The sequence below is a fragment of the Micromonospora sp. DSM 45708 genome (assembly GCF_039566955.1).
Lineage (GTDB): Bacteria > Actinomycetota > Actinomycetes > Mycobacteriales > Micromonosporaceae > Micromonospora.
In genome coordinates, this window is the sequence record NZ_CP154796.1 from 6702988 (window position 1) to 6728444 (window position 25457).

Annotated in this window: 28 protein-coding genes and 2 tRNA genes; 9 read left to right on the plus strand and 21 right to left on the minus strand. The window is 69.7% G+C overall.

Annotated elements, in window-relative coordinates; all coding sequences use genetic code 11:
• The first annotated feature begins 27 nt into the window (after positions 1-27).
• Together VKK44_RS29430 and VKK44_RS29435 are read left to right on the plus strand one after the other, a co-directional pair.
• Positions 28-633, plus strand: a complete 606-nt coding sequence (locus VKK44_RS29430; protein WP_343444423.1) for a hypothetical protein — start codon at positions 28-30, stop codon at positions 631-633.
• Positions 634-712: 79 nt separating this feature from the next.
• The gene (locus tag VKK44_RS29435) at positions 713-1420 is read left to right on the plus strand and encodes a glycosyltransferase family 2 protein (RefSeq protein ID WP_281934151.1); all 708 of its coding nucleotides are present in this window, start codon (positions 713-715) and stop codon (positions 1418-1420) included.
• A 48-nt stretch (positions 1421-1468) separates the two neighbouring features.
• Here VKK44_RS29435 and VKK44_RS29440 read toward each other — a convergent pair whose 3' ends face one another.
• Together VKK44_RS29440 and VKK44_RS29445 are read right to left on the minus strand one after the other, a co-directional pair.
• On the minus strand, positions 1469-2359 hold the full coding sequence (locus VKK44_RS29440; protein WP_343447940.1) for a transketolase family protein: 891 nt from the start codon (positions 2357-2359) through the stop codon (positions 1469-1471).
• Between the two features lie 8 nt (positions 2360-2367).
• On the minus strand, positions 2368-3051 hold the full coding sequence (locus tag VKK44_RS29445; protein ID WP_343444424.1) for a transketolase: 684 nt from the start codon (positions 3049-3051) through the stop codon (positions 2368-2370).
• Between the two features lie 46 nt (positions 3052-3097).
• Between VKK44_RS29445 and soxR the strand changes: the two genes are divergently transcribed.
• On the plus strand, positions 3098-3541 hold the full coding sequence (gene soxR / locus VKK44_RS29450; RefSeq protein WP_343444426.1) for a redox-sensitive transcriptional activator SoxR: 444 nt from the start codon (positions 3098-3100) through the stop codon (positions 3539-3541).
• A 4-nt stretch (positions 3542-3545) separates the two neighbouring features.
• On the opposite strand, the gene VKK44_RS29455 is transcribed toward soxR, so the two are convergent.
• A complete protein-coding gene (locus tag VKK44_RS29455) occupies positions 3546-4520 on the minus strand; it encodes an NAD(P)H-quinone oxidoreductase (protein WP_343444427.1) in 975 nt (324 codons plus the stop codon).
• Positions 4521-4591: 71 nt separating this feature from the next.
• On the opposite strand from VKK44_RS29455, the gene VKK44_RS29460 reads away from it, so the two are divergent.
• Positions 4592-4678, plus strand: a tRNA-Ser gene (locus VKK44_RS29460).
• 80 nt (positions 4679-4758) lie between these two features.
• Here VKK44_RS29460 and VKK44_RS29465 read toward each other — a convergent pair.
• From VKK44_RS29465 to VKK44_RS29530, 14 genes are all read right to left on the minus strand, one after another.
• Entirely contained in the window at positions 4759-6192 is a 1434-nt protein-coding gene (locus tag VKK44_RS29465) for a tyrosine-type recombinase/integrase (protein WP_343444428.1), read from the minus strand.
• Complete coding sequence (locus tag VKK44_RS29470) at positions 6189-6398, minus strand: helix-turn-helix transcriptional regulator (protein ID WP_343444429.1); 210 nt, start codon at positions 6396-6398, stop codon at positions 6189-6191. The genes VKK44_RS29465 and VKK44_RS29470 overlap by 4 nt, the downstream gene beginning before the upstream one ends.
• Positions 6399-6852: 454 nt before the next feature.
• The gene (locus VKK44_RS29475) at positions 6853-8073 is read right to left on the minus strand and encodes a DUF3631 domain-containing protein (RefSeq protein ID WP_343444431.1); all 1221 of its coding nucleotides are present in this window, start codon (positions 8071-8073) and stop codon (positions 6853-6855) included.
• Positions 8070-8957 carry a bifunctional DNA primase/polymerase gene (locus VKK44_RS29480; RefSeq protein WP_343444433.1) on the minus strand — a complete coding sequence of 296 codons (888 nt, stop codon included), beginning with the start codon at positions 8955-8957 and terminating at the stop codon, positions 8070-8072. Before VKK44_RS29480 ends, VKK44_RS29475 begins: the two co-directional genes overlap by 4 nt.
• Positions 8958-9059: 102 nt before the next feature.
• Positions 9060-9530: a DUF6197 family protein gene (locus VKK44_RS29485; RefSeq protein ID WP_343444434.1), complete on the minus strand. Its 471-nt coding sequence runs from the start codon at positions 9528-9530 to the stop codon at positions 9060-9062.
• Positions 9527-10048 (minus strand): MazG-like family protein, encoded by a 522-nt coding sequence (locus VKK44_RS29490; RefSeq protein ID WP_343444436.1) that lies wholly within the window; start codon positions 10046-10048, stop codon positions 9527-9529. Before VKK44_RS29490 ends, VKK44_RS29485 begins: the two co-directional genes overlap by 4 nt.
• Before the next feature lie 100 nt (positions 10049-10148).
• Positions 10149-10379 (minus strand): hypothetical protein, encoded by a 231-nt coding sequence (locus VKK44_RS29495; RefSeq protein WP_343444438.1) that lies wholly within the window; start codon positions 10377-10379, stop codon positions 10149-10151.
• A 162-nt stretch (positions 10380-10541) separates the two neighbouring features.
• Complete coding sequence (locus VKK44_RS29500; RefSeq protein WP_343444439.1) at positions 10542-12473, minus strand: conjugal transfer protein TraB; 1932 nt, start codon at positions 12471-12473, stop codon at positions 10542-10544.
• Between the two features lie 17 nt (positions 12474-12490).
• A complete protein-coding gene (locus VKK44_RS29505; RefSeq protein WP_343444440.1) occupies positions 12491-12871 on the minus strand; it encodes a hypothetical protein in 381 nt (126 codons plus the stop codon).
• Between the two features lie 20 nt (positions 12872-12891).
• Positions 12892-13353 carry a Pycsar system effector family protein gene (locus tag VKK44_RS29510; RefSeq protein WP_343444441.1) on the minus strand — a complete coding sequence of 154 codons (462 nt, stop codon included), beginning with the start codon at positions 13351-13353 and terminating at the stop codon, positions 12892-12894.
• Between the two features lie 92 nt (positions 13354-13445).
• Positions 13446-14330, minus strand: a complete 885-nt coding sequence (locus tag VKK44_RS29515) for a DUF2637 domain-containing protein (protein WP_343444442.1) — start codon at positions 14328-14330, stop codon at positions 13446-13448.
• 112 nt (positions 14331-14442) lie between these two features.
• Positions 14443-14811, minus strand: a complete 369-nt coding sequence (locus VKK44_RS29520) for an RRQRL motif-containing zinc-binding protein (RefSeq protein ID WP_343444443.1) — start codon at positions 14809-14811, stop codon at positions 14443-14445.
• Complete coding sequence (locus tag VKK44_RS29525; protein WP_343444445.1) at positions 14811-15086, minus strand: hypothetical protein; 276 nt, start codon at positions 15084-15086, stop codon at positions 14811-14813. The genes VKK44_RS29520 and VKK44_RS29525 overlap by 1 nt, the downstream gene beginning before the upstream one ends.
• Positions 15086-15319, minus strand: a complete 234-nt coding sequence (locus VKK44_RS29530) for a DUF6284 family protein (protein ID WP_343444446.1) — start codon at positions 15317-15319, stop codon at positions 15086-15088. The genes VKK44_RS29525 and VKK44_RS29530 overlap by 1 nt, the downstream gene beginning before the upstream one ends.
• Positions 15320-15894: 575 nt before the next feature.
• Here VKK44_RS29530 and VKK44_RS29535 point away from each other — a divergent pair.
• Both VKK44_RS29535 and VKK44_RS29540 read left to right on the plus strand, forming a co-directional pair.
• Positions 15895-16761, plus strand: coding sequence for a GntR family transcriptional regulator (locus VKK44_RS29535; protein ID WP_343444448.1), 867 nt, complete (start codon positions 15895-15897; stop codon positions 16759-16761).
• The gene (locus tag VKK44_RS29540) at positions 16758-17453 is read left to right on the plus strand and encodes an HAD family hydrolase (protein WP_343444449.1); all 696 of its coding nucleotides are present in this window, start codon (positions 16758-16760) and stop codon (positions 17451-17453) included. Before VKK44_RS29535 ends, VKK44_RS29540 begins: the two co-directional genes overlap by 4 nt.
• A 417-nt stretch (positions 17454-17870) precedes the next feature.
• On the opposite strand, the gene VKK44_RS29545 is transcribed toward VKK44_RS29540, so the two are convergent.
• Positions 17871-18635: a hypothetical protein gene (locus tag VKK44_RS29545; RefSeq protein WP_343444450.1), complete on the minus strand. Its 765-nt coding sequence runs from the start codon at positions 18633-18635 to the stop codon at positions 17871-17873.
• Positions 18636-19208: 573 nt separating this feature from the next.
• Positions 19209-20177 (minus strand): HNH endonuclease, encoded by a 969-nt coding sequence (locus tag VKK44_RS29550; protein WP_343444452.1) that lies wholly within the window; start codon positions 20175-20177, stop codon positions 19209-19211.
• A gap of 829 nt (positions 20178-21006) precedes the next feature.
• Here VKK44_RS29550 and VKK44_RS29555 point away from each other — a divergent pair.
• Positions 21007-21083 (plus strand) — tRNA-Ser (locus VKK44_RS29555).
• A gap of 70 nt (positions 21084-21153) precedes the next feature.
• On the plus strand, positions 21154-21687 hold the full coding sequence (locus VKK44_RS29560) for a YbhB/YbcL family Raf kinase inhibitor-like protein (RefSeq protein WP_343444454.1): 534 nt from the start codon (positions 21154-21156) through the stop codon (positions 21685-21687).
• Between the two features lie 81 nt (positions 21688-21768).
• Here VKK44_RS29560 and VKK44_RS29565 read toward each other — a convergent pair whose 3' ends face one another.
• Positions 21769-22473: a class I SAM-dependent methyltransferase gene (locus VKK44_RS29565; protein ID WP_107156514.1), complete on the minus strand. Its 705-nt coding sequence runs from the start codon at positions 22471-22473 to the stop codon at positions 21769-21771.
• 209 nt (positions 22474-22682) lie between these two features.
• Here VKK44_RS29565 and VKK44_RS29570 point away from each other — a divergent pair, with 209 nt between their 5' ends.
• Positions 22683-24452: a hypothetical protein gene (locus VKK44_RS29570; RefSeq protein ID WP_343444456.1), complete on the plus strand. Its 1770-nt coding sequence runs from the start codon at positions 22683-22685 to the stop codon at positions 24450-24452.
• Positions 24453-24460: 8 nt separating this feature from the next.
• On the opposite strand, the gene VKK44_RS29575 is transcribed toward VKK44_RS29570, so the two are convergent.
• Positions 24461-25237, minus strand: a complete 777-nt coding sequence (locus VKK44_RS29575) for a hypothetical protein (protein ID WP_343447941.1) — start codon at positions 25235-25237, stop codon at positions 24461-24463.
• Positions 25238-25457 lie beyond the last annotated feature (220 nt).

Genomic DNA, 25457 nt, shown 5'->3' on the forward strand with positions numbered 1-25457 from the left:
ACCTCACCACCGACGAGAGGAACACCGATGGCACGTCAGCGAATCGTCACCGGGGCCACCGCGCTGCTCACCGCCGCGGCGCTCGGCCTCGCCGGGTGCGGCGCGGCGCAGACCGGCGCCGACGCGGCCCGGGAGACCGCGGTCGAGGTGGCCGCCGCCATGGGCACGGACGGGCAGGCCCTGGCCGCGCTCGGCGTCGACCCGGCCGACCTGGACGTCGATCCGGTCGCGGCGCCCGCCCCGTCGGCCTCCGGCTCGCCGGACGCACAGGCCGGGCCGGACCGCAAGGGTGACCGGGCGCAGGATGGGGGCAAGCGGCACCGGGCCCGGGTGCTGCTGCGCAAGAACCGGCTGCACGGCGAGGTCGTGGTGCAGACCAAGGAGGACGGGACGAAGACGGTCGCCGTCCAGCGCGGCCGGGTGACCGCGATCGACGCGAAGTCGATGACCGTGAAGTCCACCGACGGATTCACCATGACCTGGACGTTCGGCGAGAAACTGCGGGTGGTCGAGCGCCGCGCGACGATCCGGGCGAACGAGATCAAGGTCGGCACGACGGTCGGCGTGGCCGGCGCCAAAGAGGGGGAGAACGGGGTCGCCCGGCTGGTCGTGGTGCCGCTCCGCCAGGAGTAAGGTGGGCGGGCTGTCGTGACCTCAGGAATCTGCCAGGCTACGCTATGCCCCGACCTGCCGTCACCTCCATGGAGAACCCGTGAAGCTTTCGATCCTCATGCCGGTCTACAACGAGGAAGAACGCATCGCGGACGCCCTCAAGCAGGCGTTGGCGGTGGACTACCCGTGCGAGATCGAGCTGGTCGTCGTGGACGACGGCAGCCGAGACGGCACCGGCGAGGTGCTCGGCCGGGTGGACGACGCCCGGCTGCGCGTGATCACCCACCCGCGCAACGCCGGCAAGGGCGCGGCCATCAAGACCGCCGTCGACAACGCCGAGGGTGAATACATGGTCATCCTCGACGCCGACCTGGAGTACGACCCGCAGGACATCCCGCGCCTGCTTCAGCCGGTGCTCGACGGGCACGCCACGGTGGTCTACGGCAATCGCACGTTCGGCAGCCACAGCTCCTACAGCTTCTGGTACGTGATGGGCAACAAGGGCGTCACGCTGGCGGCCAACGTGCTCTACAACTCGTACATCGGGGACCTGGAGACCTGCTTCAAGCTGATGCCGCTGGCGCTCTACCGCTCGCTCCAGGTGCGCTCCCGGGGCTTCGGCATGGAGGCCGAGGTCACCGGCAAGCTGCTCCGCCAGCGCATCCGCCCCTACGAGGTGCCGATCAGCTACCGCGCCCGGGGCCGGGAAGAGGGCAAGAAGATCACCTGGAAGGACGGCGTCGAGGCGATCTGGATCCTGGCCCGCGAGCGCGCCCGCCGCCGCCCGGTCGGTCCCGCCACGCGCTGACCCGACGAACCGGAACCCCGCACCCCGGCGGTGCGGGGTTCCTTCGCGTCACGCGTCGAGGAACGCGTCGACGGAACGGCGCAGCCCGGCCGCGTCCAGCCCGTGCCAGCGGTCGTGGTCCGCCGGTCCGCCGTAGCGGCGCAACTCCGCCCGGCCGACGCCGAGGGCGAGCAGCCGGTGCGGCCGGTCGGCCAGCGCCTCGGACACCACCCGGCTGGACGTGCCGGCCAGGTACGGCTCGACCAGGATCACCTCGCCGCCGCCGCCGCCGCCGGCCAGCGCCCGCAGCCCGGCCGTGTCGAACGGCCGGGGCCGGTGGGTGAACGCCACCGTGACCGGCCGGTCCGCCACCGCGTGCAGCGCCGCGTCCAGCACCGGCCCGACCGCCACCAGCAGCGGCGCGCCCGGCCCGGCGTCCCGGACCACCCGCAGGTCACCCGCCTCCGGGTACGCGGACGTGTTGCTCCGGGTGGACAGCCGCAGGTACGCCGGGTCCGTCCCGCAGACCGCGTCCCGCAGCAGCGGTCGCACCTCGTCCGGGTGACCCGGCACGTGCACGGTCCACCCGTCGAGCGTGTCGATCAGGCTCACGTCGGCCGGCGCGAGGTGGGTCCGCCCCGCCGCCGCCCGGTCGTACGAGGCGCCGATGCTGACCAGCACCGCGCCGGCCCCCTGGTGGTCGAGGTCCAGCTTGATCTGCTCGTACGCCCGCTCGACGAGGAACGGGGCGTAGCTGTGCACGATCGGCCGCTGCCCGGTCAACGCCAGCCCGCCGGCCACACCGATCATGAGCTGCTCCCGGATCCCGACGTTGACCACCCGGTCCGGGTGGCGGGCGGCGGCCGGGGCGAACGCGGCGGCGGAGATGTCCGCCAGCACGAGCACGCTCCTCGGGTCCGCCAGCACCTCCTCGGCGCTGGTCACGAACGCGTCCCGCATGGTCATTGTCACTCCCCGTCGGTGACGGCCGCGACGACGACGTGCGGCCGGTGGTGGTCGTGCCCGGTCAGGGCGGTGTGCAGGGCGTCGTGGTCGTGGCCGTCCACGGTGGCGGCGGTCCACCCGTTGACGGTGAACCGGCTGGCGGCCCCACCCGGCCAGCCGTGCGTGGCGGAGCGGTTGTCCACCACGATCGCGGTCAGGTTGGCCAGGCCGGTCGCGCCGGCGTACGCGATCGCCTCGTGGTTGGCGCCCTCGTCCAGTTCGGCGTCGCCGAGCAGCACGTACACCCGGGAGTCGGTGCGGCCCTGGGCCCGCAGGCCGAGCGCGGTGCCCACGCCCAGCCCGAGCCCATGGCCGAGCGAGCCGGAACCGATCTCCACGCCCGGCACCAGCGTCCGGTCCGGGTGGTCGCCGAGCCGGCTGGCCGGCCCGCCCTGGTCGTCCAGCCATTCGGCCGGCACGAAGCCCCGCGCGGCGAGCAGCGCGTAGTAGCCGGCGACCGCGTGCCCCTTGGAGAGCAGGAACCGGTCCCGGTCGGGGTCGGCCACGGTCGCCGGGGTGATCCGGAGCACCCGGTCGTAGAGCACCTGGAGCACGTCCAGCGTCGAGTACACGTTCGCGCCGAAGTCGCGGCCGGCACGGACCCGCTCCAGCAGCGCGGCCAGCTCGGTGGCGGTGGTCGTCGTCATGCCGATAGCCTCGAACCTCAACCGAACTTCACTTCAAGGTCCTGTGATGCACGAGGCAACGCTCACCATCGGCCAGCTCGCTGAGCGCAGCGGCGTGGCGCCCTCCGCGCTGCGCTACTACGAGCGGCTCGGCCTGATCCAGGCCGCCCGCACCGGCGGCAACCAGCGCCGCTACGCCCGCACCGAGCTGCGTCGGGTGGCCTTCATCCGGATCTCCCAGCAGGTCGGCGTCTCGCTGGACGAGATCCGGGAGGCGTTGGACTCGCTGCCCGCCGGCCGCACGCCCACCCCGGAGGACTGGGCGGCGCTCTCCCGGGCCTGGCGGGAGCGGCTGGACGAGCGGATCCGACTGCTCGGCAAGCTCCGCGACGACCTGGACGGCTGCATCGGCTGCGGCTGCCTGTCGTTGCAGCGCTGCACGCTCTACAACCCGGGCGACTCGCTCGCCGCCGAGGGCCCCGGCGCGCGCCTGATGCTTCCCCGGGACTGAGGCGTCACCGCACCAGCAGCACCTTGCCCAGGTGGTCGCTCGTCTCCACCAGCCGGTGCGCGTCGGCGGCGTCCGCCATGTCCACCCGGGCGTGCACCACCGGCCGGACCCGGCCGGCCGCCACCAGCGGCCACACCTGCGCGCGTACGCCCCGGACGATCGCCGCCTTCTCGGCGACCGGGCGGGAGCGCAGCGCGGTGGCGTGCACCGAGGCCCGCTTCGCCAGCAGCATCCCGAGGTCGAGTTCGCCCTTGCGCCCGCCCTGCATGCCGATCACCACGAGCCGGCCACCGGTCGCCAGCGCCGCCACGTTCCGGGGCAGGTAGGACGCACCCATGATGTCCAGGATCACGTCCGCGCCGCGCCCATCGGTGACCCGGCGGACCTCCTCGACGAAGTCCTGCTCCCGGTAGTCGACGGTGTGCGCGGCGCCCAGCTCGCGCAGCCGCTCGTGCTTGGCCGCCCGTGCGGTCGCCACCACCGTCGCGCCCAGCGCCACCCCGAGCTGGATCGCGAACGTGCCGATGCCGCTGCCGCCGCCGTGCACCAGCAGCGTGTCCCCCTCGGCCAGCCCGGCCAGGTCCACCACGTTCGACCAGACCGTGCAGGCCACCTCCGGCAGCGCGGCGGCGTCGACCAGGTCCACCCCGTCCGGCACCGGCAGCACCTGCCCGGCCGGCACGGCGACCTGTTCGGCGTACCCGCCGCCGGTCAGCAACGCGCAGACCTCCTGGCCCACCGACCAGCCGGTCACGTCGGGACCGAGCGCGCGGACCGTCCCCGAGCACTCCAAGCCGGGGTACGCGGACGCGCCGGGCGGCGGCGGGTAGTGCCCCTGTCGTTGCAGCAGGTCGGCCCGGTTGACGGCGCTGGCCCGCACCTCGACCACCACCTCACCGGGGCCGGGCTCGGGGTCGGGGACCTCCGCCCAGACGAGTGCCTCGGGTCCGCCGGGTTCCGTGATCGTGACAGCGCGCATGGCTCAGTCTTACCCGATCCGCCGTTCGTGGCAGACTAGGCGCGGTCGCGTACCCCTCGGGGAGCGCGCCGGGAGGGTTCGCCTAGTGGCCGATGGCGCTGGTCTTGAAAACCGGTAAGGCAGCGATGTCTTCGTGGGTTCGAATCCCACACCCTCCGCTTCCCGAGCAGCAGAAACGCTCCCTGACCAGCGCATACGCCAGTCAGGGAGCGTTCCGTCATTCGCGAATCAGTCTCACTTAGTCCCGCTGAGGGCCGTCGGGTCTCACTGGTCGTGTCGTATCCGTGTCGGCGCTACCGGCTTCCCCGGTGGTGCCCAACGCGCCCTCGATGCGCTTCCGGGCCGCCTCGTCCTGGCCGTCGATGCACGAGGCGTAGACCTTCAACAGCACGTGCACGCTGTGCCCGGCCCACTGCGCGACCTGGGTCGCCGGTACGCCAGCGTTGAGCCAGAGCGACACGGCGGCGTGCCGCAGGTCGTACGGCCGGTGCGCCAGCGGTGACCGATACTGCGCGGGCGTCAACGCTGTCTCCCGGGCCTGCCGCCAGGCGCGCAGGTAGGTGCTCTTTGACACCGGGGCCACCCTTGCGCCAGCGGCGTTGAACATCCGGCCGTTGGCGCTCCGGCAGTGCACCCGTAGGTGGTGCCGCAGGATGCGAACCAGCTCGGGACAGGCCGGTACGTCACGGGTCGCCTTCTTCGCTCGGTGCTTGAGTTCCCGGTCTTCGAGCGACGTGCCGCCGTCGCTCCAATCCTCGCCAACCTGCTGCGTCGACCCGCTGAGGTGCAACCACCCCCACCCGTCGTCGGGCAATTCGCATTCGTCGGCGCGTAGGTGGATCACCTCCGACGGCCGCAGCGAGGCGAAGTACATGCAGGCGAAGAAGCCTTCCAAGTGCGGGTCCCGCTGCCGAACCGCAGCGAGCAGCGACCGGGCTTGCTCGGGATTCACCACCACCTTCCGGTCAATCTGATCGGTGTTCTTCGGCGCTCGCCACTGAGTGAAGTCCATCGGGTGGGCGTCGAGATGCCGCAGTTCGACGGCGTATTTCAACGCGCTGTAGAAGACTGCGCGCTTTCTCGCCACCGTGTTAGCGGCGGCCGGGCCGCCATCAATCCGGACGGTCAGCAGGTCGAGTGTTTTCCGGATGGTCGCTGGATTCGCTACGTCCGTCAGCGGCAGCGTGTTCGCCTTGAGCCATCGGACAATCGACGCGAGGTTGTCCGGCGGCGTGCCCTTATTCCGGTCTCGCTGCTGCTTGTTGAAGGCCCAGGTGTAGAGAGCATGGCGAAGTTCCGCTTCGTCGGGTGCTCCACGGGACGTGGCGAGTAGCGCGGGCGTGACGGTGGTGAGCGCGTCGGCAATGCTCTTGCGCTGAGTCGCGGCGGCACGCGGCCATTTCATGTCCACGAACGCAACCGCCAGGTCGTACCAACTCCGGCTGTTCAGTTCCCGGGCCATCGGTTCAGGTAGCCCGGTCTTCTCATCGAACGCCGTTCCTTCGCGCTGTGCGACGACCAGCTTCGACCGGAAGCTCTCAGCGAGTGCCCGGGTTACGAACGTCTTCCGGAAGGGCTTGTCAGCTACCTTCCACCGGACGGTGTAGGACTTCTTTTTGCCGACAAGTTCGTTCGTCAGGATCGCGTGAATCCGTACGCTGTAACTGCTCAAGCGGCCTCCTCGTGATCGTTGAGCCAGGCGTCGAGGTCGCGGCGGCGGACGTACAGGCTGCCGTTCGGGTACTTGATGGTGCGGGGTGCGCGGCCGGTGGCCTTCCAGCGGAAGAAGGTCGACCGGGGTACGCGGAGTTCGTCCAGGGCTTCGGCGAGGGTGAGCAGGTTGCCGGTCGGGGTAGCGCGCTTCGGCCTTGTGGTCACGGGCGACTGTCCTTCCTCGGGGTGGCGTCGAGGTAGATCCGGTGCCGGGTCGACGGGGGCCGGTCGGGGTGGGGCCGGCTGACGGTATGGATCGTGAGCACTTGGGCGAGTGTGGTGAGGGTCGCGGCTGTCTCAGCGGGTGTGCCGTGCAGCCTGATCTGCATGCAGAGCGCCTTTCTGTCGATGGCCGGGCAGGGGAGGACGAACGGGGAGGTATCGCCGTAGAGGAGCGCAGAGCGACCCGCTGAGAGCGCCGTAGGGCCACGTTTCGAGCTGTCCGGGTGCGGTGGAGTGGCCGGGTGCGGCTGAGGGCTTCTCAGCGGGCCGTTTGACGGGAGGCTGACTCCGGGCGGGGTCGGTGGTGGGTGTCCCGGTGGCCGGGGGGTATCCGTACCAGCCGTACCAAGCTCGTTTTGCCTGCTCAGGGGCGGTACGGATTGGATTGCGGTACGGATTAACGCGTACCGGGGGTGGCTCGCGGTACGGATCGATCCGTACCAGCGGGGTAATCCGTACCGGGGATGACCTGCGGATACGACGTTGGTACGGATGGTACGGATATCTCGGCCGAGGGGGTTTCGGGTGCGGGGCAGTACCGCTGCCACGCGTCGGTGAAGGCGGTACGCGGGTAGCCCTTGGCTTGCCCCACGGGGAAGCGGATCGTCTCGGACTTGATGCCGAACTCTCCGAGCAGGTCACCGAGCTTCTTCCCGGTGAGCCCGTTCGGGCCGCTGTCGGCCCACGGTGCTTCGGGGTCGCCGTTGAGGGCGGCGAGCAGGTCAGCGGTGGGTGCGGCGGCGGGGTCCCCGAGGGTGACGAACGCGGTGCGGATGTCGGCCAGCAGTCGCACGCGGTGGGAGACGTTGCCGGCTTCGTCGGCTTCGGCGGTCAGCGTGGTCACGGCGTGCCGGGCGCGGGTCGGCCAGGTGCCTCCGGCTAGATCAGCGACGGCAACGAGGGGTTCCCAGGTGTCGGCGGCTCGGTCCTCTACTGGCATCGGCGGTTCCGCGGCTTCGAGCGCGGTCAGGTTGGCGCGTAGCCATCCGGCCAACTGCTGTGCCACTTTGCGCAGGCCGGGACCGTCGCGGCGGTGTCGGTACGGGGCAACCTTCTCGCCGGGTGCCCGTCGGCGCATCCGGATCACGACGGCGCGGTCTTCGATGGTGTCGGGCATCGCGCCGATGCCGGCTAGTGCGGCCATGGCGAACGTGGGGATCTTCTCCAACTGCTGGCTACTGGCGTCCCAGCGGATCGCGGGTCGGTTGCGTTGGTGACCGGCGTTGAGCAGGCCGCGTAGGTCTTCGTTGGCGTCGGCGTTCTTTCCGCCGAACAGGGTGTCTGCCTCATCGACCAGCAGCGTCGGTGGTTGCCCGGTCCCGATCGCCCGGTACACAGCGGCGGGACTGGCGTTGACTGTGATCAGAGGGTCGTGGCAGGTGCCCTCCACGATGTCGAGTAGCCGGGACTTCCCGCATCGCTTCTCGGGTGCCCGGATCACCAGTCGGGGCGCGTGTGCCCACGCAGCTTGGGCGTGGGTGGCGGCGATCCACAGCACCACGGCGTCCACGGCTTCGGGTGAGGGCAGGATGACGTAGTTGGTGAGGCAGGCGTGCAGGGCGTCGAGGATGGTCGCCCCGTTGTCGGGCTGGTCGGTGGTGCTGGTGGGTGGGTTCATGCGGCGAGTCCTTCGGCGCGGAAGCCGTCACGGATGGCGGCGCGGATGTCCCGGTCGGTTTGCTCTGCTTGGCGGCCGGCGGTGGTGAGGGCGGCTTCGGCGTCGTCGCGGCTGATCGCGTCTGCGAGGACCATGCGGGCTACGCCGCGGGCTGCGCCGTAGAGGGTGGGGCGGCGGGTGCCTTTGGGGGCGTTGGCGACCGCTTGTAGGTGTGCGGCGAGGAGCCGGTCGGGGAAGGAGATGCCTCCCGCCGGGCGGGTGCTGGTCGGGGTGTGTGCCGGGACCGGGGTCGGTGCCGGCGCGGCCGGTCGGCAGGCCGTTACCAGCGCGGGGGGCATCTCCTTCATCTCCCGGTCCGGTGCCCACCGGTAGGGGCGGCCCGTGCGCGGGTGGATGCTCGGTGGCAGCACCACGTATCCGCCATCGGCCTTGACGTCGACGCCGGGGCCGAGCCCTTGACCGGATTTGCCTTGGCTGCACGTCACGGGTTGTCCGGGGTGCTGGTAGTAGAGGTGCAGGCCACCGGACCCGGTCACCACGTACGCGGTTGGCGGCAACAGCCCGCGCTCGATGAGCGTGTTCAGGGTGTCGCGGCCACCGTGGGCGGGGTCGACATCGACCACGACGGTCCCTGACGGGGCACCGGTGCGTAGGGCGAGTTGCCCCGTCGGGACGGCGTCGATGATCGCGGTGATCCGGTCGGGGTGGGTGGTGGCGGCGTAGAAGCCGTGGCAGGTCAGGCACGGGCAGGCTTCCCGGTCATGGTCCGGGCCGGGGTCGGTGCAGGTGGGGCAGTTGGCGATGGGTCGTTTCGACCGGGCGAGCATGAACACCGGCCAGCCGTGGGCGGCGTAGTCGAGGGCGGCGGCGAGCAGGTCGGGCATGTGGTGTCTCCTTCCTGGCGCGGGCGGATTGGTGGCTAGCGCTGGATGGACGCTGGCCACCGGGTGGTGAGCGCGCGAAGCGCGCCGATCAGGCAGTTGGGGTTAGGCGATGCGGCGCGGCTCGATGCCGCGGCGGCGGGTGTCCAGCGGGATGACCGGGGCCAGCCGTGCCGCCGGAGCCGCAGGGGCGGTGTCGGCGGCGGCCAGGAGCACGGTGATGACCTGTTGTCGGGTGCGGTTCGGTGCGCGTTCCCAGGGCAGGATGGCCGCGTGTAGGTCGACAACGGTGCGGGTGCGCAGGTGGCGGGTGAGGTGGTCGACGGCGGCGGCGTACGTCTCGGCGGTGGTGGGGTCGGTGATGGCGTACCAGCGTGGTCGGCCGAGCAGGGCGGCGCGGATCGCGCCGTAGATGCTGGCGGGGTACATGCCGGAGCGGACCACTCGGCAACCGCCGTGGGTGCATCCGTCGTGTGGGTCGTAGAGGCCGGGGCCGGGGTGCCAGCCGTGCCGGCGTAGGTAGCTGGCGGCGGCGCGGAGGGTATCGGTTGGGGACTGGGGCAGGCTGCTGGTCATGAGAGGCGACCGTCGGCGGCCAGCCACGCCATGATCGCTTTGGTGTAGCTGCGGAACTGGCGGCGTACCTGTGGCCGGCAGTCGCAGCCGGTGCCGTGGACGGCTTCGTGGAGCTGGTCGCCGTAGCGCACGACGGCGGCCGGGTCGACGGCTACGGGGTCGGTGACCGGATCGCGGGCCGGCGGCGGGGTGAGGTGGGAGTCGTCAAGGCGGTCGGTGACCTTGCCGATGCAGGCGGCTATCACCTGTTGCGGGTCGTGGCCGAGGCTGGCGATGGCGACCAGCGCGGTGAGCACGACGTCGGCCAGTTCGGCGGCGACGTCATCGCTGGTGTGGGTGACGCCTTTGCGCGGGTTCTGTCCGAGGGTGCCGATCCACGCGGCGGCGACCTCTCCCGCTTCCTCGGTGACCTTCAGGATGCGCAGCCCGGTTTCCTCGCGGCTGCGCCCGTTGATCGCATCGAGGCGGGCGGTGACCTCAGCGGCGATGTCGAACAGGGTGGGTGTGGTGACGGTCATCAGGGAACGCCTTTCCGGGCGGGGCAGAACGATGGCCAGCGTCGGGCGGGCGCTGGCCATCAGGTAGTGAGGGCGCGAAGCGCGCCGTTGATGTGGTGGTTCAGTCGTGGTGGCGCAGCAGTGTCCAGACGGCGAACGCGGCGACGGTGATGATCAGGGCGGCGGTCAGGATGCCGCCGGTGAGGTCGCGGATGAGCCATCCGGTGAGGCGGGCACGGGCGATGGTGGCGTCGGCGTGCCAGGCGACGCGCTCGACGCGGCGGCCGAGCGGCACGCCGAGGATCAGGCCGAGCAGGATGCCGAGGGCAAGCCCGGTGAGGGCCAGGATCATGAGAACTCCGCAAGGGCGTGGTTGGTGACGGACTGTCGATGTCGGGTGCGTGGGGCCGTTTGAACGGCTGCGTGTGAACGGGCGGTGTGAACGGCCATCTACTAGGACCCGGGCGGCCCCGTTCGCACGGTGCAAACGGGGCCGCTGGTTGGTGACGGTGGGTTATGCCGGGGTAGGGATGCGGATCTTGTAGGTGCCCCGATCGGTCTTGCGGAGCATGGCGTCGGGGCCGGTGGACAGTTGGCCGAGGGCCTTGCGAATCCAGCCGTAACCGAGGCCGGTGGCGGCGATGACGTCGCCCAGCTCACCCGGGCGCACGAATTCGACGCCAGAGTCGTGCAGGTCGTACAGGTGCCCGCGCAGATGCTCGTATGCCTCTTGGCTGGCCATGGCCGGCTGGCGCAGGCCGAGGGGGATGCGGGGCATGCCGGGCGGGATGCGGATCGGCTCGGCGGCGTCGACATCGTCGGGCGGGTCGTTGGGGTTGACGGCCCGGTTCGGCTCGGCAGGGTCGTCGTCGCGCTCGTCGTCCATGTCCGGCTCCGGGCGAGGGCGGGATGCCGGGCGGGCCGGCTGCGGGTTGGCGGGCTCGGTGGCCGGCTGCCCGCCGAGGTAAGGGGCGATGGCCGCCGCCCGGTGGTCTTCGTCCGCGACGAACGAGCGGCAGGGCATCGTCCAGCGGGTGGTGTCGGTGCCGGGGACTTCGGCGTAGAGGTAGCCGGGCTTCGTGTTCTTCCATGCCCAGGGCATGGCGCCGGCGTCGAGGGTGGCCTCCGACAGGGCCATACCGGCGTCAATGTCTTTGTCGACTCCGAGGCAGATCGACCCGGGGATGTTCGCTCGCGCGCTGGTGGGGAACCGGTCATGCGATGCGCGCTGCAACCCGAACAGCAGCGAGATGCCCGCGCTTCGGGCGGCTTCGGTCAGCTCCGTGACCAGGGGGTTGCCAGCGGCAACCTGGGCGGCTTCGTCCACGATCACCACCCGGTAGCGGGGGCACTGGCGGCAGCCCTTCGTCCACTGCTTGTGGCCGTGGGCGCCGATCTGCCGGGCGCGGCCAGTGATGTCGGTGTAGAGGTCTTCCAACATGTCGTTGGTGTCGTCCTCGGTCAACGCGACCCGGGCCGCGCCGTTACGCGCCCACGTGGGGAGCTGGTCGCCCTTACGCGGGTCGGCCAGCCACAGCTCGGCATCGGGTCGGGAGATGACCTCGGCGGCGATGTTGAGGATGACCTCGGTCTTGCCCGCACCGGACATGCCCACGATCAGGAAGTGAGCAGCGTTGCGGCCCGCGTGATGGTCGCCGGGCAGCCACAGCATCAGCGGCTCTCCGTCTTCCATCACGCCGAGCACGATCGGTTCCGCGATCGAGCGGCCCGGGGCGGACAGCCCCGGCCACGGGATCATGGCCCGGAGTTGGTCGACCGGTACGACCTCCACCCGCCCTCGCCGCGCCGAGTCGGGGTTGGGGATGACCCGCACCGCCGTTTCCGGCACGTCCAGCGCCGAGGCGAGCGCGGCCCGATCGCCGGCCAGTTCCCGCACCGACGTGCCTGCGTCCAGGGTCACCGCGGCTGACGCCTTCGCACCCTTGATCGTAGGCCGAGACACCGCAGCGTTGCGCAGGCTCTTGACCGCATCGGCCAGCCCACCACCGGCAGCATCGTCGCCGTCGCCGTTGCGCAGCACCCGCACCACCGCCATCGCGATGGACGCGGTAGGGGCACCGATCAGCCACATGTCCGACCACGGCGACGACCACGGCGCGGCGATCGTCGCACCGATCGCCCACACCGACCCCGCCACACAGGTCGTGGTGGCCACCGCTCGGCGGACGACGCCCCGCGCGGCGGCGGCCCGCCACGTCAGCGACGTCAGGGCGGTGCCGGCGAGAGTCAGCCCGGCGGCAGCAGCGCCGACGGAGGTGGGGTCATCACCCCACCGCCAGTGGGCCAGGCCGGTAGCGACGGCCAGGCCGATAGACCCGGTCGGAGTGACCAGGTAAGGCCACAACGGCAGCCGCACCGTGTGTACTGCGGCCAGGCCGGACGGGTCGGTGATCCCGCCGTTCTTCGGCATCCGTGTCTTCGCCATCTCTCCTCCTCTCGCGATCAGGCGGTGAACTTGAAGTCGGGCCGGCGGCTGCCCCGGTAGCCGACCTGCTCCAGCTCCGGCATGTACGCGGTGACGAACCGGTTGTTCGCGGTGATGATGTACTGACTGGCCACGACCAGCGCCTCACTGGCCTGCTGAATCGGCTTGGCCACCTGACGGGCACGCGCCCTGGCGGTCAGACCACCGACCACGACGACCCCACCGCCGACGCGACGCAGGCGGGCATCCAACTCGCTGGCGGTGATCCCCAGTTCCAGGGCGGCGGCGTGCAGGATGCGGCGGGTGCTCTCGCACCACTCAATCAATGCGTGGTTGTCGGTCAGCGAGTCCGCACCGGAGAACAGCGTGCGGCCCGAGGGCGGGTTGGTGTTCGACACGAAACGTCTCCTTCGAGCAGTCAGGCGAGGGCGGTGAGCAGGGCAGTGACGGCGATGCCGACCAGACCGGCCAGCAGCAGATCGACGGCGGCGCGGACCCGCCGGTACTTGCGCACTGCCGTGTGGGACAGCCACACCAGTTCGTGCGCTCGCAGGGAGGCCATGCTCAGCGGCGGCAGCGCGGCGTCGGTCATCAGGTCCCCCGGTGCGCTGACGGCATAGCGCACGAGGCCGTGGCTCCCGCCGAGGGATGGGCGGACCGCGCAGGCCAGCAACCCGACCGCCACACCGATCACTGCGACCGTGGCCGCTCCGGCGGTGAGGGCGGGGGTGGGTAGGTCGGCGCGGGCCAGCACGGCGAGGCCGATGGTGAGGGCGGTGCCGGCGAGCGTGAGCAGCGTCGAGGCTTTCGCGTCCACGCGGACCAGCTCGGCGCGCACGGTGGCCAGCTCGGCAGTCAGGAACGTGGTATCTGGCACCATCAGAGGTGCCCTCCTCTCACGTAGAGGTTGGGTGACCGGACCGGCGGCACAGCACTGGTTTCCAGGCCGTGAGGCTGTGCCGCCGGGCGGGGTCAACGACGGTTGTTGGCGGCGATCCGACCGCCGAGTTCGACCAGGCAGATCGAGGCGACGACCACGAGGCCATCGACGGACAGCGGGAGCAGGTACTGCGCGCCGTTGGTCTCGCCGTAGCGGGCGGCGACAGCGGCCATGTGCCAGTAGGACACCCACGCGGCGATCCCGGCGATCAGCGCCGTCGCCGCCCACCGGCCGATCGCCAGCCGGCGTGAGTGCACCGGCACCCGGGAGATCAGCTCGATGGTCAGCAGCAGCGCCAACGGCGACCACGCGGAGATGACCTGCGAGATCAGCTCATCCCGGGCGTGCAGCACGTTCCCGGCGATCGACGCGGCCACCCCGAGAGCGAGCACCAACCGGACCGCCCACCGGATGCGCTTGAACTGCTTGACCAGCCCAACCCCACCCGACTCCGGCTCCGGCTCCGGGGCGGAGGTGGGGTCGGGGGCGCGGCCGGGGCTGATCTTCGGACCCGGGTGTCCGTCCACCCGGAGCTGCGGCGACTCACCCTCGGCCCGGCGGCGGCGAAACCACCCCCGACGCGGTTCGGACACCTCAACACGCTCCGGGTCGACCGGCTCCGGCACCGGGTCCGAGGTTGGCTCCGGGTACGAGGTCGGGGCGGGTACCGGGCCGATCGGCTCGGGGTAATCCGGCACCACCAGCTCAGCGGTGGTCGCCGGGTCCGGGGTGACGACCGGGTCGGCGGTGCGGGCCAACAGCCGCTCGCGTAGCTCGGTGGCCTTCGGAGCGCCGATCTTGAACTGCTTCTGAAGGCGGTTACGCGAGGGCACCTCACCGAGCTGGTCGGTCAGTGCCAACGCGCCCGGGTAGAGGTCGTCGACGCTACGGGGGTGGATGCTGGCGGGAGCGGTCATCGAAGGGTCTCCTTCGTGGTCGGGGCCTCACTGTTGAGGGCATGGGCGATGGCGAACGGGGCGAGCATCACGGCGCTGCCACCCAGGACGATGAGCAGCAGCAACAGCACGGTCATCGGGTGCCTCCTTCGGCACAGTTCAGGCACTCGCCCAGCGAGCGCGGGATGCAGTAAGGGCGCACCTGCCGGCACACCCGGCACGTGCGGCGGGCGGTCAACGCCTTGCCGATCGCGGCGCGTTGAGCGGGGGTAGCGGTGCGCTTCGGCCGGGCCAGGTCGACGCGGTAGAGGTAGGCGGTGCGGGTGCCGCCGACGCCGCGCCAGAGGATCTGCGCGGCCACCGGCTGACCGGCTGGCCGTAGCCCGGCGGCCCGCAGTTGGCGGCGGGTGGCGTAACCGGGCGGTGCGCCCTGCCACCAGTAGGTGGGGATGCCGTACTGCGACCCGTCCGGGTCCCAGTAGGCGGCGCGGATGCGGGACATCAGGTCGCCGCCTTGAGCCGGTAGACCGGGAAGGTGTCGGGGTTGACGAAGTACAGATCCCCCCACGGGGAGCGGTACTCGATCCGCCACGTGTCGACCTTCAGAGCAGGGTCCGTGCCGGCCCAACCGACCGCGATCACCCGGTCAACCGAGAACAGACCCGAGCCGGGCCGCCCGGCGTGGGCGATCAGGTCACCGACGCGCACCTCACGAGGCGCGACACGCTCCAGGTCCCGCGCGGTGTACCGGTACCGGTCGGCCTCCGGTTCCGCCATCACGCGGCCCGGCGGGGCTCGACGCTGCCGGCGAGGTCGGCGGCGGCGCGGGTAACCCGGGCTTCAGCCCGGCGGACCCGACGCCAGTCCAACGGGGACGGGCCACCGTGGTCCTCGGCGTAGATCAGGCTGATCTCGGCATCGAGCAGGTCCAACTCGGCGGCGATCAGCGGCCACTCGGCATCGATCGCGGCCAGATCGGCGGACAACGGCCCGTGCTGGTCGTGGTTCACTTCGCTCGGTTCCTTCCAGTACGACGGGCCGGCTGCCGGCACGGCCGGCAACGGCGCTCATCGGGGGCCAGCGGGGCGAGGTCCCCGCAGCCGTTGCAGGTGCGCCACACGGCGCTGGACTTCGTCGTGACACGCACACACGCGGCAAGCACGGACATAGCGGGATCACCTCTCCCCAGGTCAGATCGGGTAAGGCAGCCACGGCAGGAAGCACGCTGGGGCGGTGGGCAGCCATGGCTGATGGATCAGTGGCAGAAGCGGTGCCGCGCGCCGGACCCGTCCACTCGGCCCGCTCGCCCGGGACGTACCGGGGTCGGCCACCGTGTGGCTCAAGGCGGGCATACCGCAGACGGATCTACGCGGCACTTCTGCTCTGGAGTTATCAATGAACGAGTGCGCGGCAGCCCGTACGCGAACGCCACAGCCGAAGCCGCAACGCCGACGCCGCCAACTAGCCGGCTTGTCGTTCCTGGCTAGCCAGGTTCGATGAGATGACGGTAGGTGTGCCTGGCTAGTCAGGTCAAGATGGCGCGGCAAACTTTCTTAGCTTGGCTAGCCAGCGATACCGTGGAGGGGTGAGCGAGAATCTTGACTTCCTCGGCCAGCTAGACCCCGACGACCCGAAACAGGCGTCGCAGCAGATCGCCAACAAGCTGCGGGCCGCCATCCTCACGCGCCGGCTTGTTCCTGGCGACAAGCTGCCGTCACAGCCCGAGCTAGCCGCGCGATACGGCGTGGCACGGGAAACCGTCAAGCGCGCCCTGGAACTGCTCCGGGCAGAGCGGCTGATCGTGTCCCGGCAGGGGAGCGGCGCGTTCGTCCGCGCGCAGACGCAGCGGGCCGTGGAGCTGCGCCCGCACATTGAAGCCACGTTCGAGCGGCCTCACGTCACCATCGACTTCGCCGGATTCTCTGGGGAGACGCTGCGCGACGCGCTCGCCGAAGCACTCGATAAGGTCCGCGTCGGACGGCTTGCACCGGAGACAATCGCGGTGCGCGTCCTGATCTCCGATATGACCGCACCAATGGCACTGCCCGCACGAGCCGAGACCCAAGCCGATGACCCGGCCGTACGTGAACGCGCCGAGCGGATCACCCGCCGGGCGGCGGACGGCATCATCGATCAGGTCACCGAGCTGGGTGACCTCGGTCTGATCCGGTCGACCACCGTCGAGGTACGGATGCACCGGGCATCGCCGCTGTTCAAGCTCTACATCCTCAACGGCGAGGAAGTCTTCTATGGCTTTTACCCGGTCGTTGAACGCACCGTTTCCGTCAAGGGCGAGCCGACGGCGATCTACGACCTGATGGGTAAGGACGTGCCGCTATTCCACTACGCGGTGACCGACGACGACGCCTCGCACGGCACGCAGTTCGTGGAAGCCTCGCGCCAGTGGTTCGACTCGGTGTGGTCGACCATCGCTTACCGGTACGACGGATGAACGCCGACCTTGACCGGCTACTAGCTGGAGTCGGTGCGCTGCTACTCGACTTCGACGGCCCGGTGTGCAGCATCTTCGCCGGCTACCCCGCACCGCAGGTTGCCGCCGAGCTGGTCGCCGTGCTTCGGAAGCACGGCGTCGACGTACCGCCCGATCTTGCGAGCGAACCGGACCCGCTAGAGGTGTTGCGCCGCACCGGCGCGGCCGGCGACCAAGACTTCACGCAGGCCGTAGAGGACACACTTTGCGCAGCCGAGCGCCGCGCCGTCGAGACTGCCGAACCTACGCCGTACGGTCGGGAAGTCATCGTGGCGGCCCGGCAGGCCGGAATGCCGGTGGCGGTAGTCAGCAACAACTCAGCAGGTGCAGTGAGTGCGTACCTGGCGGCGCATCGGCTCGCCGCGTACGTCTCGCCTGTGGTCGGCCGGCCGTACGCAGACCCGGGGCGCATGAAACCCAACCCCCAACCGATCATGCAAGCAGTGAGGGCTGTCGGGGAACTGGCGAGCCGGTGCGTTCTGGTTGGTGACTCGCTCTCAGACATTGAGGGAGCGCGGAAGGCAGGCGTGCGGGTGATCGGCTACGCGAATCGACCGAACAAGGCTGAGGCGTTCCGGGCAGCCGGGGCGGACGTGGTGACCACGAGCATGGGCGAGATAGCCGGCGTATTGATCAAGCGTGCCGGTGGCTGAGGTGCGTCTTGGGCCGCACATGTATCAGCGGACCGTATGGCCTGGCTGTCGCTTAAGGAGCAGTTGCCGGCGCATCTGCCGAATTAGCCTTTGGGCGAAGGATCAAGCGCGTTCCGCGCGGCGCGGGGCGGGGCGCGGCAAACGGCTCCTGCGGAGCCGCCGCCCCGGCGCAAGGGCGCGCGCCAACCACGCCCCGCACACCATCGCCGCTGCCGCCTGCGCTACGACCCACGCACCCGCGACTACCAGCAACGACGCATCACCGAAGCGCTACATCGTCCGGGACGTCCACACTGCCCTCCGCGCAGACTTCGCAGCCCTGACCACTTGACCTCCATAGGAGCATCGGGATGGCACTAACGCAGCGAGCTGCGGTAAGGTGACTCGTAGGTCATCCACAAGTATTCATCCGCAGTCCTACTTAAAAAACCCTGGATGGCGACCTCGTGAGAGTCTAGCCGCGAGATAAACCATGTAGCCAAATAGTACGGCGAGGCCACTGAAGTAAGTATGCATTTGGAATCGGATGTATGGCGTGAATTGTTGAGGTCCTCGACTCAGTGCAATAACTGGCAGTACAATGCCAACTATGGCGGGATAGAGAAGGACTAAAAGTCCTATCCAGAGCTGCTTGTCGGGCCGAACTACCTGGTCATGCGCATCTTGTGCTCGCCGGACCTCTGCCTCAAGATCTTCCGCTGCTTGCTGCGCGCGATCGTATTTTGTTTGAAGACGAATGCGCGTTGGAACGTGGTTCGGCCCTCTTATTGACCGCACGGCCGATGTTAGGTCGAGATTAGGGGGAACGCTCCAGCGATCGGCCCCGAAAAGTTGATGCGCCCCTGCTGTGCCCCTCCTTGCCTTCTTAGGTGCCTCCCGAGCTTTGGCGACAGCCTTCCGTTCTTCAACAGCTTCTTCGAATGCGAGACGCCAAACTTCCGGATAATCAGTAGTTGGCAGGTCAACAAGGTGTTTGCGGGTTTCTGACCAATCGGCTATTACTTCCCAATCTGCGACTGTGAACTCATCCCCGCTCGCCATGCGACCGTCAAAGAAATCTTTCGCTGCCCTGAATTCCTGCGTCACCTCGTCCACATATCGCTGCAGGTCCTCGTCTTCGATATCGATGTCCCTGCCCTCAAGGCGCAGCTCCCGCAAGCTTGTCGTCCCGTCCCTGATCATGACTAGAACATCGTCGTCGTCTAGGAAATCGCGGGCATCGAAACAGATAAGGGCCTCGCGAGCCTCGGCTTCCCGCCTAGATGCGAGATCGTGCCGTTCCTTGGCGTTATTTAGAACCCGCCAGGCACCCTCCTGCTCTCCACTCAGTCCCAGGAAGCGTGCTACTAGAAGGCCGCCAATGATGGCTACTAGACCTGTTGTGCTTGCGATGATTGTTTCTAGGAATGGGGTTGGGTCAACGACTTCCCCCGGACTAGGGAATAGGGCAGGCGTCGGAGAAGGGACCGCAGCATCGTTGACGATGGGCGTAAGAGGGCTGGCGGGCATGGGCGGCAGGCTTGACGTCGCTGGAAGCGTCGCTGACGGGGTAGGAGTTGCTTCTAGCAAGTGAATTAGAGCCTTTCCGAGCGGTCTATGGGTAGAGCTGGTCTAGGTCGACAGCGTGACAGGTCAGACCGCTTGCGCCAAGACTAATAGTTCGTGGTGTCCAATTCCCGCCAGTCGTTGCGGCGCGGCCCACAAGCTACCGGTCCAGGATTCCGCAGTCGCGGAGGTCGTTGCGGTAGACAGTTGCTAGGCGGATGCTGATGCAGCCACGAGCGCCTTTAGCTGCTCAACCGTCAGCCAGGGACTGCCGCGGTGTGCCATCCGGTGGCAGTTCGAGCAGATCAGCGCAAGGTCGCTGAGCCGGGTGTCAGTCTCGCCGGAGACATGCAGTGGGGTCCGGTGGTGGCACTCGATGTAGTCACGTCCTCTGTCGCCGTAGACACGTTGGAAATCGAACCCGCACACCTCGCAAGCGATGGCGATGCCGCGTCGCTTCGCCTCGGCCAGTTTCCGACGACGAAGTTTGGGGCTGCGCTCTCGGCGAAGGTGCTCCCGTAAGGTGACACCGCCCTCCCGCATCGACAACTCGTCGAGGTCGGGATCGTCGATCGCAGGCTCTGCGCCTAGGCCCTCATGGAGCAGCCTACGGATTCGGTTAGCCAGCGACCGCATCTCAGCTGGGTGCGCTTGGAACTCCTGACGTACCAGCTTGTCTAGTTGGTTGCCGTTGCTGCGGTCGGCGACGATGTTGTAGGTCTTGAGAGCCACACCGGCAGGATTGCGGAAGTCTGGATTGCGGCGACCACGGTGGATTGCGCGGCTTTGGAGCAGGTCTGAGAGGGCGCGCACCCGTTCGTCGTTGGCGTCGAGCTGGCGCCAGCCGTTGGACTGGACAAGGTCGCAAGCGAGGACAATCTCGTCTCGTGTCCAGTCTGGGTTCGGTAGGAAGGCAACCGTGAAACCGAGTCCTTGCAGCAGCCTGGCGACAGTCTCGTCGCCGCCGCTGAAGTGCGAGGGGCCCCACGCTGTTCCGGTGCTGACGCCGTGCGCGTAGCCGACGATCGGTTTCGAGTCGTAAAGGTTGCCCTGGTGGTCAAGGTAGTAGGCCCGTGACCGACCGAAGCCGGTGGACTTGAGGAAGGCAGTACGGCCGAGCCTGTCGAACTCCTGTACCGCGGCGAGTACACCGTCGCGGGTTACATCGGCGAGCGTCACGGGCTGAGACTATGACGTTGGTGCGACAGGAGAGCGCCTGGCACGAGGAGAGGGCGGCAGCCGCCTAGGGCTCCGTCCCACTCCCAGGGGCAGCCGTACAGCAGCGGAGTACAGCAACGCATCAGCCTGTAGCAGCCGGAGCCCACCCGCCGTCGGCGGTGTACCAGCGCTGATGGACGCATGAGACCGGGTCGCCCTCAGCTGCGGATCAAAAGGATGGCTGTAGGGCCAAGGCCCGGAGCTGCGGGATGCATGCGCGATTCTTGCTCGTGGTGTTGATGGGCTCCGCTTGGGGCGTCCTCTGCCAACTGAGGTACGCCCGCAACTGCGGTCATGATGTTGACGCCGACCGCACCGATCATGGCGGCTGCGGCTCCCCCGTAGTAGAGCCAGCGAGGCGCATCCGCTCCACTGGCCGCAGCCCACGCCGCGATGAACCCCTGCGCGACGGTGGCGAGGACAGCGATGAGCGCTGCGGCCACCGTACGCAAAGGCGGGATGCACAGCGAGCGGCGGGATTCGAACCCGCGACTTCGCCCCCAGCGCAACCCATCAACACCACTCGTTCAGTATGACGCGACACGGCAAGGCCGCCCCCATGCAGCCATACGTACAGCCAAGCCCACAGACTGACGTGGTCCCTTCGCTGGCGGCAGGCGACACGGCGAGCAGGTCAGCGGCAGTCACCGACGTCGGCCGACACGAGTCTTGATCTTGGATCTTGCAAAGGCAGGGTTGCTCTACCACCGCCCGAGGGAGGCAGGGACACGGCCTGAGTGTCCGTGTGCCGTATGCGTGTCGCCAGTCGGGCGACAGGTCACGTACCGGCAGGTCAGTGCCGTGAGCCACGTGGTCTTGAAAACCGGTAAGGCAGCGATGTCTTCGTGGGTTCGAATCCCACACCCTCCGCCGTATTCTCCCGCAGCGGGGTATGAAGGGGCGCAGAACATTCGCGCACCCGGAAGGACCCGTTTCGATGACCCTGGAACGACCGATCGCCCCGGACCCGTACGAGCTGCTGCCGACCGTGCCGTCGTTCGACCTGACCAGCGACGACGTGCACAACGGCGAGCCGATGGACGCGCGGTACGCGCACGGCGGCGCCGGTGGCGGGAACGTCTCGCCGCACCTGTCCTGGTCGGGTTTCCCGGCGGAGACGAAGAGCTTCGTGGTCACCTGCTTCGACCCGGACGCGCCGACCGGTAGCGGTTTCTGGCACTGGGTGTTGGTGGACGTGCCCGCCTCGGTCACCGAGCTGTCGACCTCGGTGCGGGAGGCCGACCTCGGCGGCGCGTTCAGCATCCGCAACGACTACGGCGACACCGGCTACGGCGGCGCCGCGCCGCCGCCGGGGGACCGCCCGCACCGGTACGTCTTCGCGGTGCACGCGGTCGACGTGGAGCACCTGGACGTGGGCAGGGAGGCGAGTCCGGCCTACGTCGGCTTCAACCTCGCGTTCCACACGCTGGCCCGCGCGGTGATCCGCCCCTCGTACCAGGTCAAGGACTGAGTGCGAGCAGGGGCCCCTTCTCGACACGTGGTGTGGAGAAGGGGCCCCTGCTCTACCGGAGGCGTTGAGAGGGGCCCCGCCTTACACCCGGGCCACGGCGAAGACGGACTGGCCGAACGGGGGGCGGATGCGCTGCTCGGCGGCCTTGGTGGCGGGGAGCACCAGCGTGTCGTAGACCTTCACCATCGGGCCCTCCTTCGGCATCAGCCGGAAGACCTTGGTGGCCATGAAGTAGCCGATCAGGCCGAGCGCGTTCGCGTAGTGGATTTTCTCCACGGTGAGGCCGGCGTCGGTCATCGCGGTGGCGAGCGTCTTCTTGGTGTAGCGACGCACGTGGCCGGTCGCGATGTCGGCGGGGCCCATGGCGAACTGGAACGCCGGCACGATGATGATCACCGCGCCGCCGGGCCGGACCAGGTCGCGCATGCTGCGCAGCGCGCCCACGTGGTCGTCGATGTGCTCCAGCACGTTGTACGACACGGCGGCGCTGTAGTCGCCCCGCTCGGTGTGCGGCAACAGCATCTGCCGGACCTCGACGCCGGGGTGCTCGGACAGCCGCTCCTTGAGCTTGACCAGCCGGTCCGGGTCGGCCTCGGTGGCCGTGATGCGGGGGATGTGCTCGGACCAGGCGAGTGCGTAGTCGCCGAGGCCGCTGCCGATCTCGATGGGGTTGTCACCAAGGTAGGGCACGGCCAGTTCGACGAACCACCGCCGGTGGTTGACCGCCGTGGCCAGGCCTTCGAGCACCTCCGCCTGGACGCGCTGATCCCCAGTGATTTCTGCCATGCGTCGATTCCTCACGATATGACTGACCCGCGCCTGGACCGCTCAGAGTCAACCATCTGAATGGCCGGCGGGAAAATCGGGGGCACCGCGCTGGCCGAATTGCGGTCGGGTGGGGCACGTGATCGGCGGTCGGCGAACCCGGCACATACTACGCGAGTCCCAGAAATATGTCACGGGCCCGTCATACGTTGACTACGCTCTGAAATGTTATGACTACTCCGCAATCGGACGCGGATCGACGTCGGGGACGGTGGACCGACGCTCTCGCCGTGCTCAGCTTCGTGCTGCTCGCGCTCTGGGTGACCGCCCGGCTCTGGGCCGATCCGGCGAACGGGGTACGGGACAATCGCACCGACCAGGCGCAATTCGAATGGATGATGGCGCACGGTGCGCGAGTGGTCACTGATTTCGCCTATCCGTTCACCTCGGACCGGATGAATGTGCCGGACGTCGTCAATCTCATGGCGAACACGTCCGTATTATCCGTTTCCTTGCCGCTGTCGCCGATAACGGTGTGGTTCGGACCGCGTTGGTCGTTCCTCATCTTCCTCACACTCGGCCTGGCCGCCACCGGCGCCGCCTGGTACTTCCTGCTCTCCCGCGTGGTCGTCGGCGCCCGGGGGCCGGCCTGGCTGGGCGCCGGCTTCTGCGCGTTCGCGCCGGCCATGGTGTCGCACGCGAACGCCCACCCCAACATCGTCAGCCAGTTCGTGGTGCCGCTCATCGTCTGGCGGACGCTCCGGCTGGCGCAGCCCGGCCGCTGGCTGCGCAACGGGCTGCTGCTCGGCCTGGTGATCGTCTGGCAGGCGTTCCTCAACCTGGAGATCCTGCTGATGACCGCGCTCGGTCTGGGCGGGGTGGTGTTGGCGCTCGTGCTCGGCCGGCCCGCGCTCCGTTCGGCGGCCCGGCCGTTCGCCGCCGGGCTCGCGGTGGCCGCCGTCGTGGCCGGGGCGCTGCTGGCGTACCCGCTGCACGTGCAGTTCGCCGGCCCCGGCGCGTACTCCGGGCTCTCCACGCTGATCCGGGGCTACTCCACCGACCTCGCCGCGTACCTCGCCTGGGCCCGGGAGTCGGTGGCCGGCGACGCCCGGGGCAGCGCGCCGCTGGTCAAGAACGCCACCGAGGAGAACGCGTTCTTCGGCTGGCCGCTCGTGGTGCTGGTGGTGGCGCTGGTCTGGTGGCTGCGCCGGGACGCGGTGGTGCTCGGGCTGGCCGCGGTCGCTGTGGTGTTCGGTCTTTTCTCACTCGGCCGGGAGATCCGGTTCGACGGGCGCGACACCGGCATCCCCGGGCCGTGGGCCGCGCTGGAGAACCTGCCGGTCCTGCACGCGGTGGTGCCCACCCGGTGGTCGCTCGCGCTCACCCCGATCATCGGCGTGCTGCTCGCGCTCGGCGCCGAGCGGGTCCGGCGCCTGGCCCACCGGCACCCGGCCGCCCGGGGGCAGATCCGGTTCGCCGCCGGCACCGTGCTCGCCATGGCGCTGCTGCCGATCCTGCCCACCCCGTTGCCCACGACGCGTCTGGACCCGACGCCGGCGTTCGTCACCTCCGGGGCGTGGCGGCCCTACGTGGCGGGTGGGCGCAGCATCGTCACGCTTCCGCTGCCCGACACCACCTACGCGGTCCCGCTGCGCTGGTCCGCCGAGACCCGGCTGGACATGCCGCTGGCCCGGGGCTACTTCCTCTATCCGGACACCCGGCCGGGCGCCGGCCGGGTCGCGCTCTTCACCGCGCCGCCGCGCCCCACCAGCACGTTCTTCGAGACGGTACGGCGTACCGACGCGGTGCCGCCGATCGCGCCGCAGGACCGGGTGGCCGCCGTGGACGACCTGCGTCACTGGCGGGCCGGCGCGGTGATCCTCGACCCCCGGCTGCGGCCGGCCGAGTCGCTTCGCCGGGCGATGACCGAGCTGACCGGGATCACCCCGACCCGCACCGGCGGGGTCTGGCTGTGGGACGTGCGCCCGCTGGTCGACTGACCCGGCGGTCAGCGGAGGCAGCAGCCCTGGCAGACCTTCGGTCGGGGCAGCGTGAAGGCGAGGCAGCAGGTGCGCCGCTGCACGGTCGGCTCGCCGGTCGGGCCGGGCACCAGCTCGACCAGGTCGGCGAGGTCGAGCGCGTCGAGCAGCGTGCCGACGGCCGCCACGCTCGGGCCGGGCAGCGCGTCCGCCGCGCGCAGGATGCCGTGTGCGATGCCGGAGGCCACCGAGCCGAGCAGCGTCCGGGTGCCGATCCGGACCTCGCGTTGGATCGCGTCGATCAGCGGGGCGAAGTGGGCGTCGAGCAGCGTGGCGCGCAGCGCGCCGAGCAGGGCGGCCTCGTCGGCGACGACCCGGACGCCCGGCGTGCCGGTCAGCGCCAGCGGGTCGGTGGGCAGCACGGCCACCGGGGTCGAGCCGCGCAGCCCCAGGGTGAGCAACTGGTGGTGGTCCTCGAAGTGCACCAGCACGTCGGCGGGGTCGAGCAGCGGCACCCGTCGTGCCGAGGCCCAGCCGAGCACGGCCGGCAGCGCGGTCCAGTAGCTGTAGGACTTCCAGGCGAGCGCCGCGCAGGCGTGCGGGGTGCCGCCCCAGCGCCGGCCGGCGGCGGTGAGGAACTCGGGGAGCAGCGTGCCGTCGATCAGGCGGGTGGCCGGGGCCCAGCGGTCCAGTTCGTCGCGGACCAGCAGGCCGGGCGCGAGACCGGGCAGGTCGTCGGTGCCGAACATGGCGCGCAGCGTCGCGGTCACCGGGGCGAACGGGGTGGCGACGTCGCGCCCCGGCATCACCGCAGTCACCTGGCCGTCCCCCGTCCGGTCGCCCGTCGGCCGGCGCGTGCCGTCGACCGAAGCTAAGGCTAGCCTAACCACAGTTCCGGACGGAGGGAAGTGGCACCACGGACTTGGTGGGGGAGGTCCCGGTCACTCCGTCGCCGTCGTGTACTACCCGGCGGGGTGGGCGGAAAACACCGTCGGGAGTGCCCGCCGGGTCGCGCAAGCATCGACG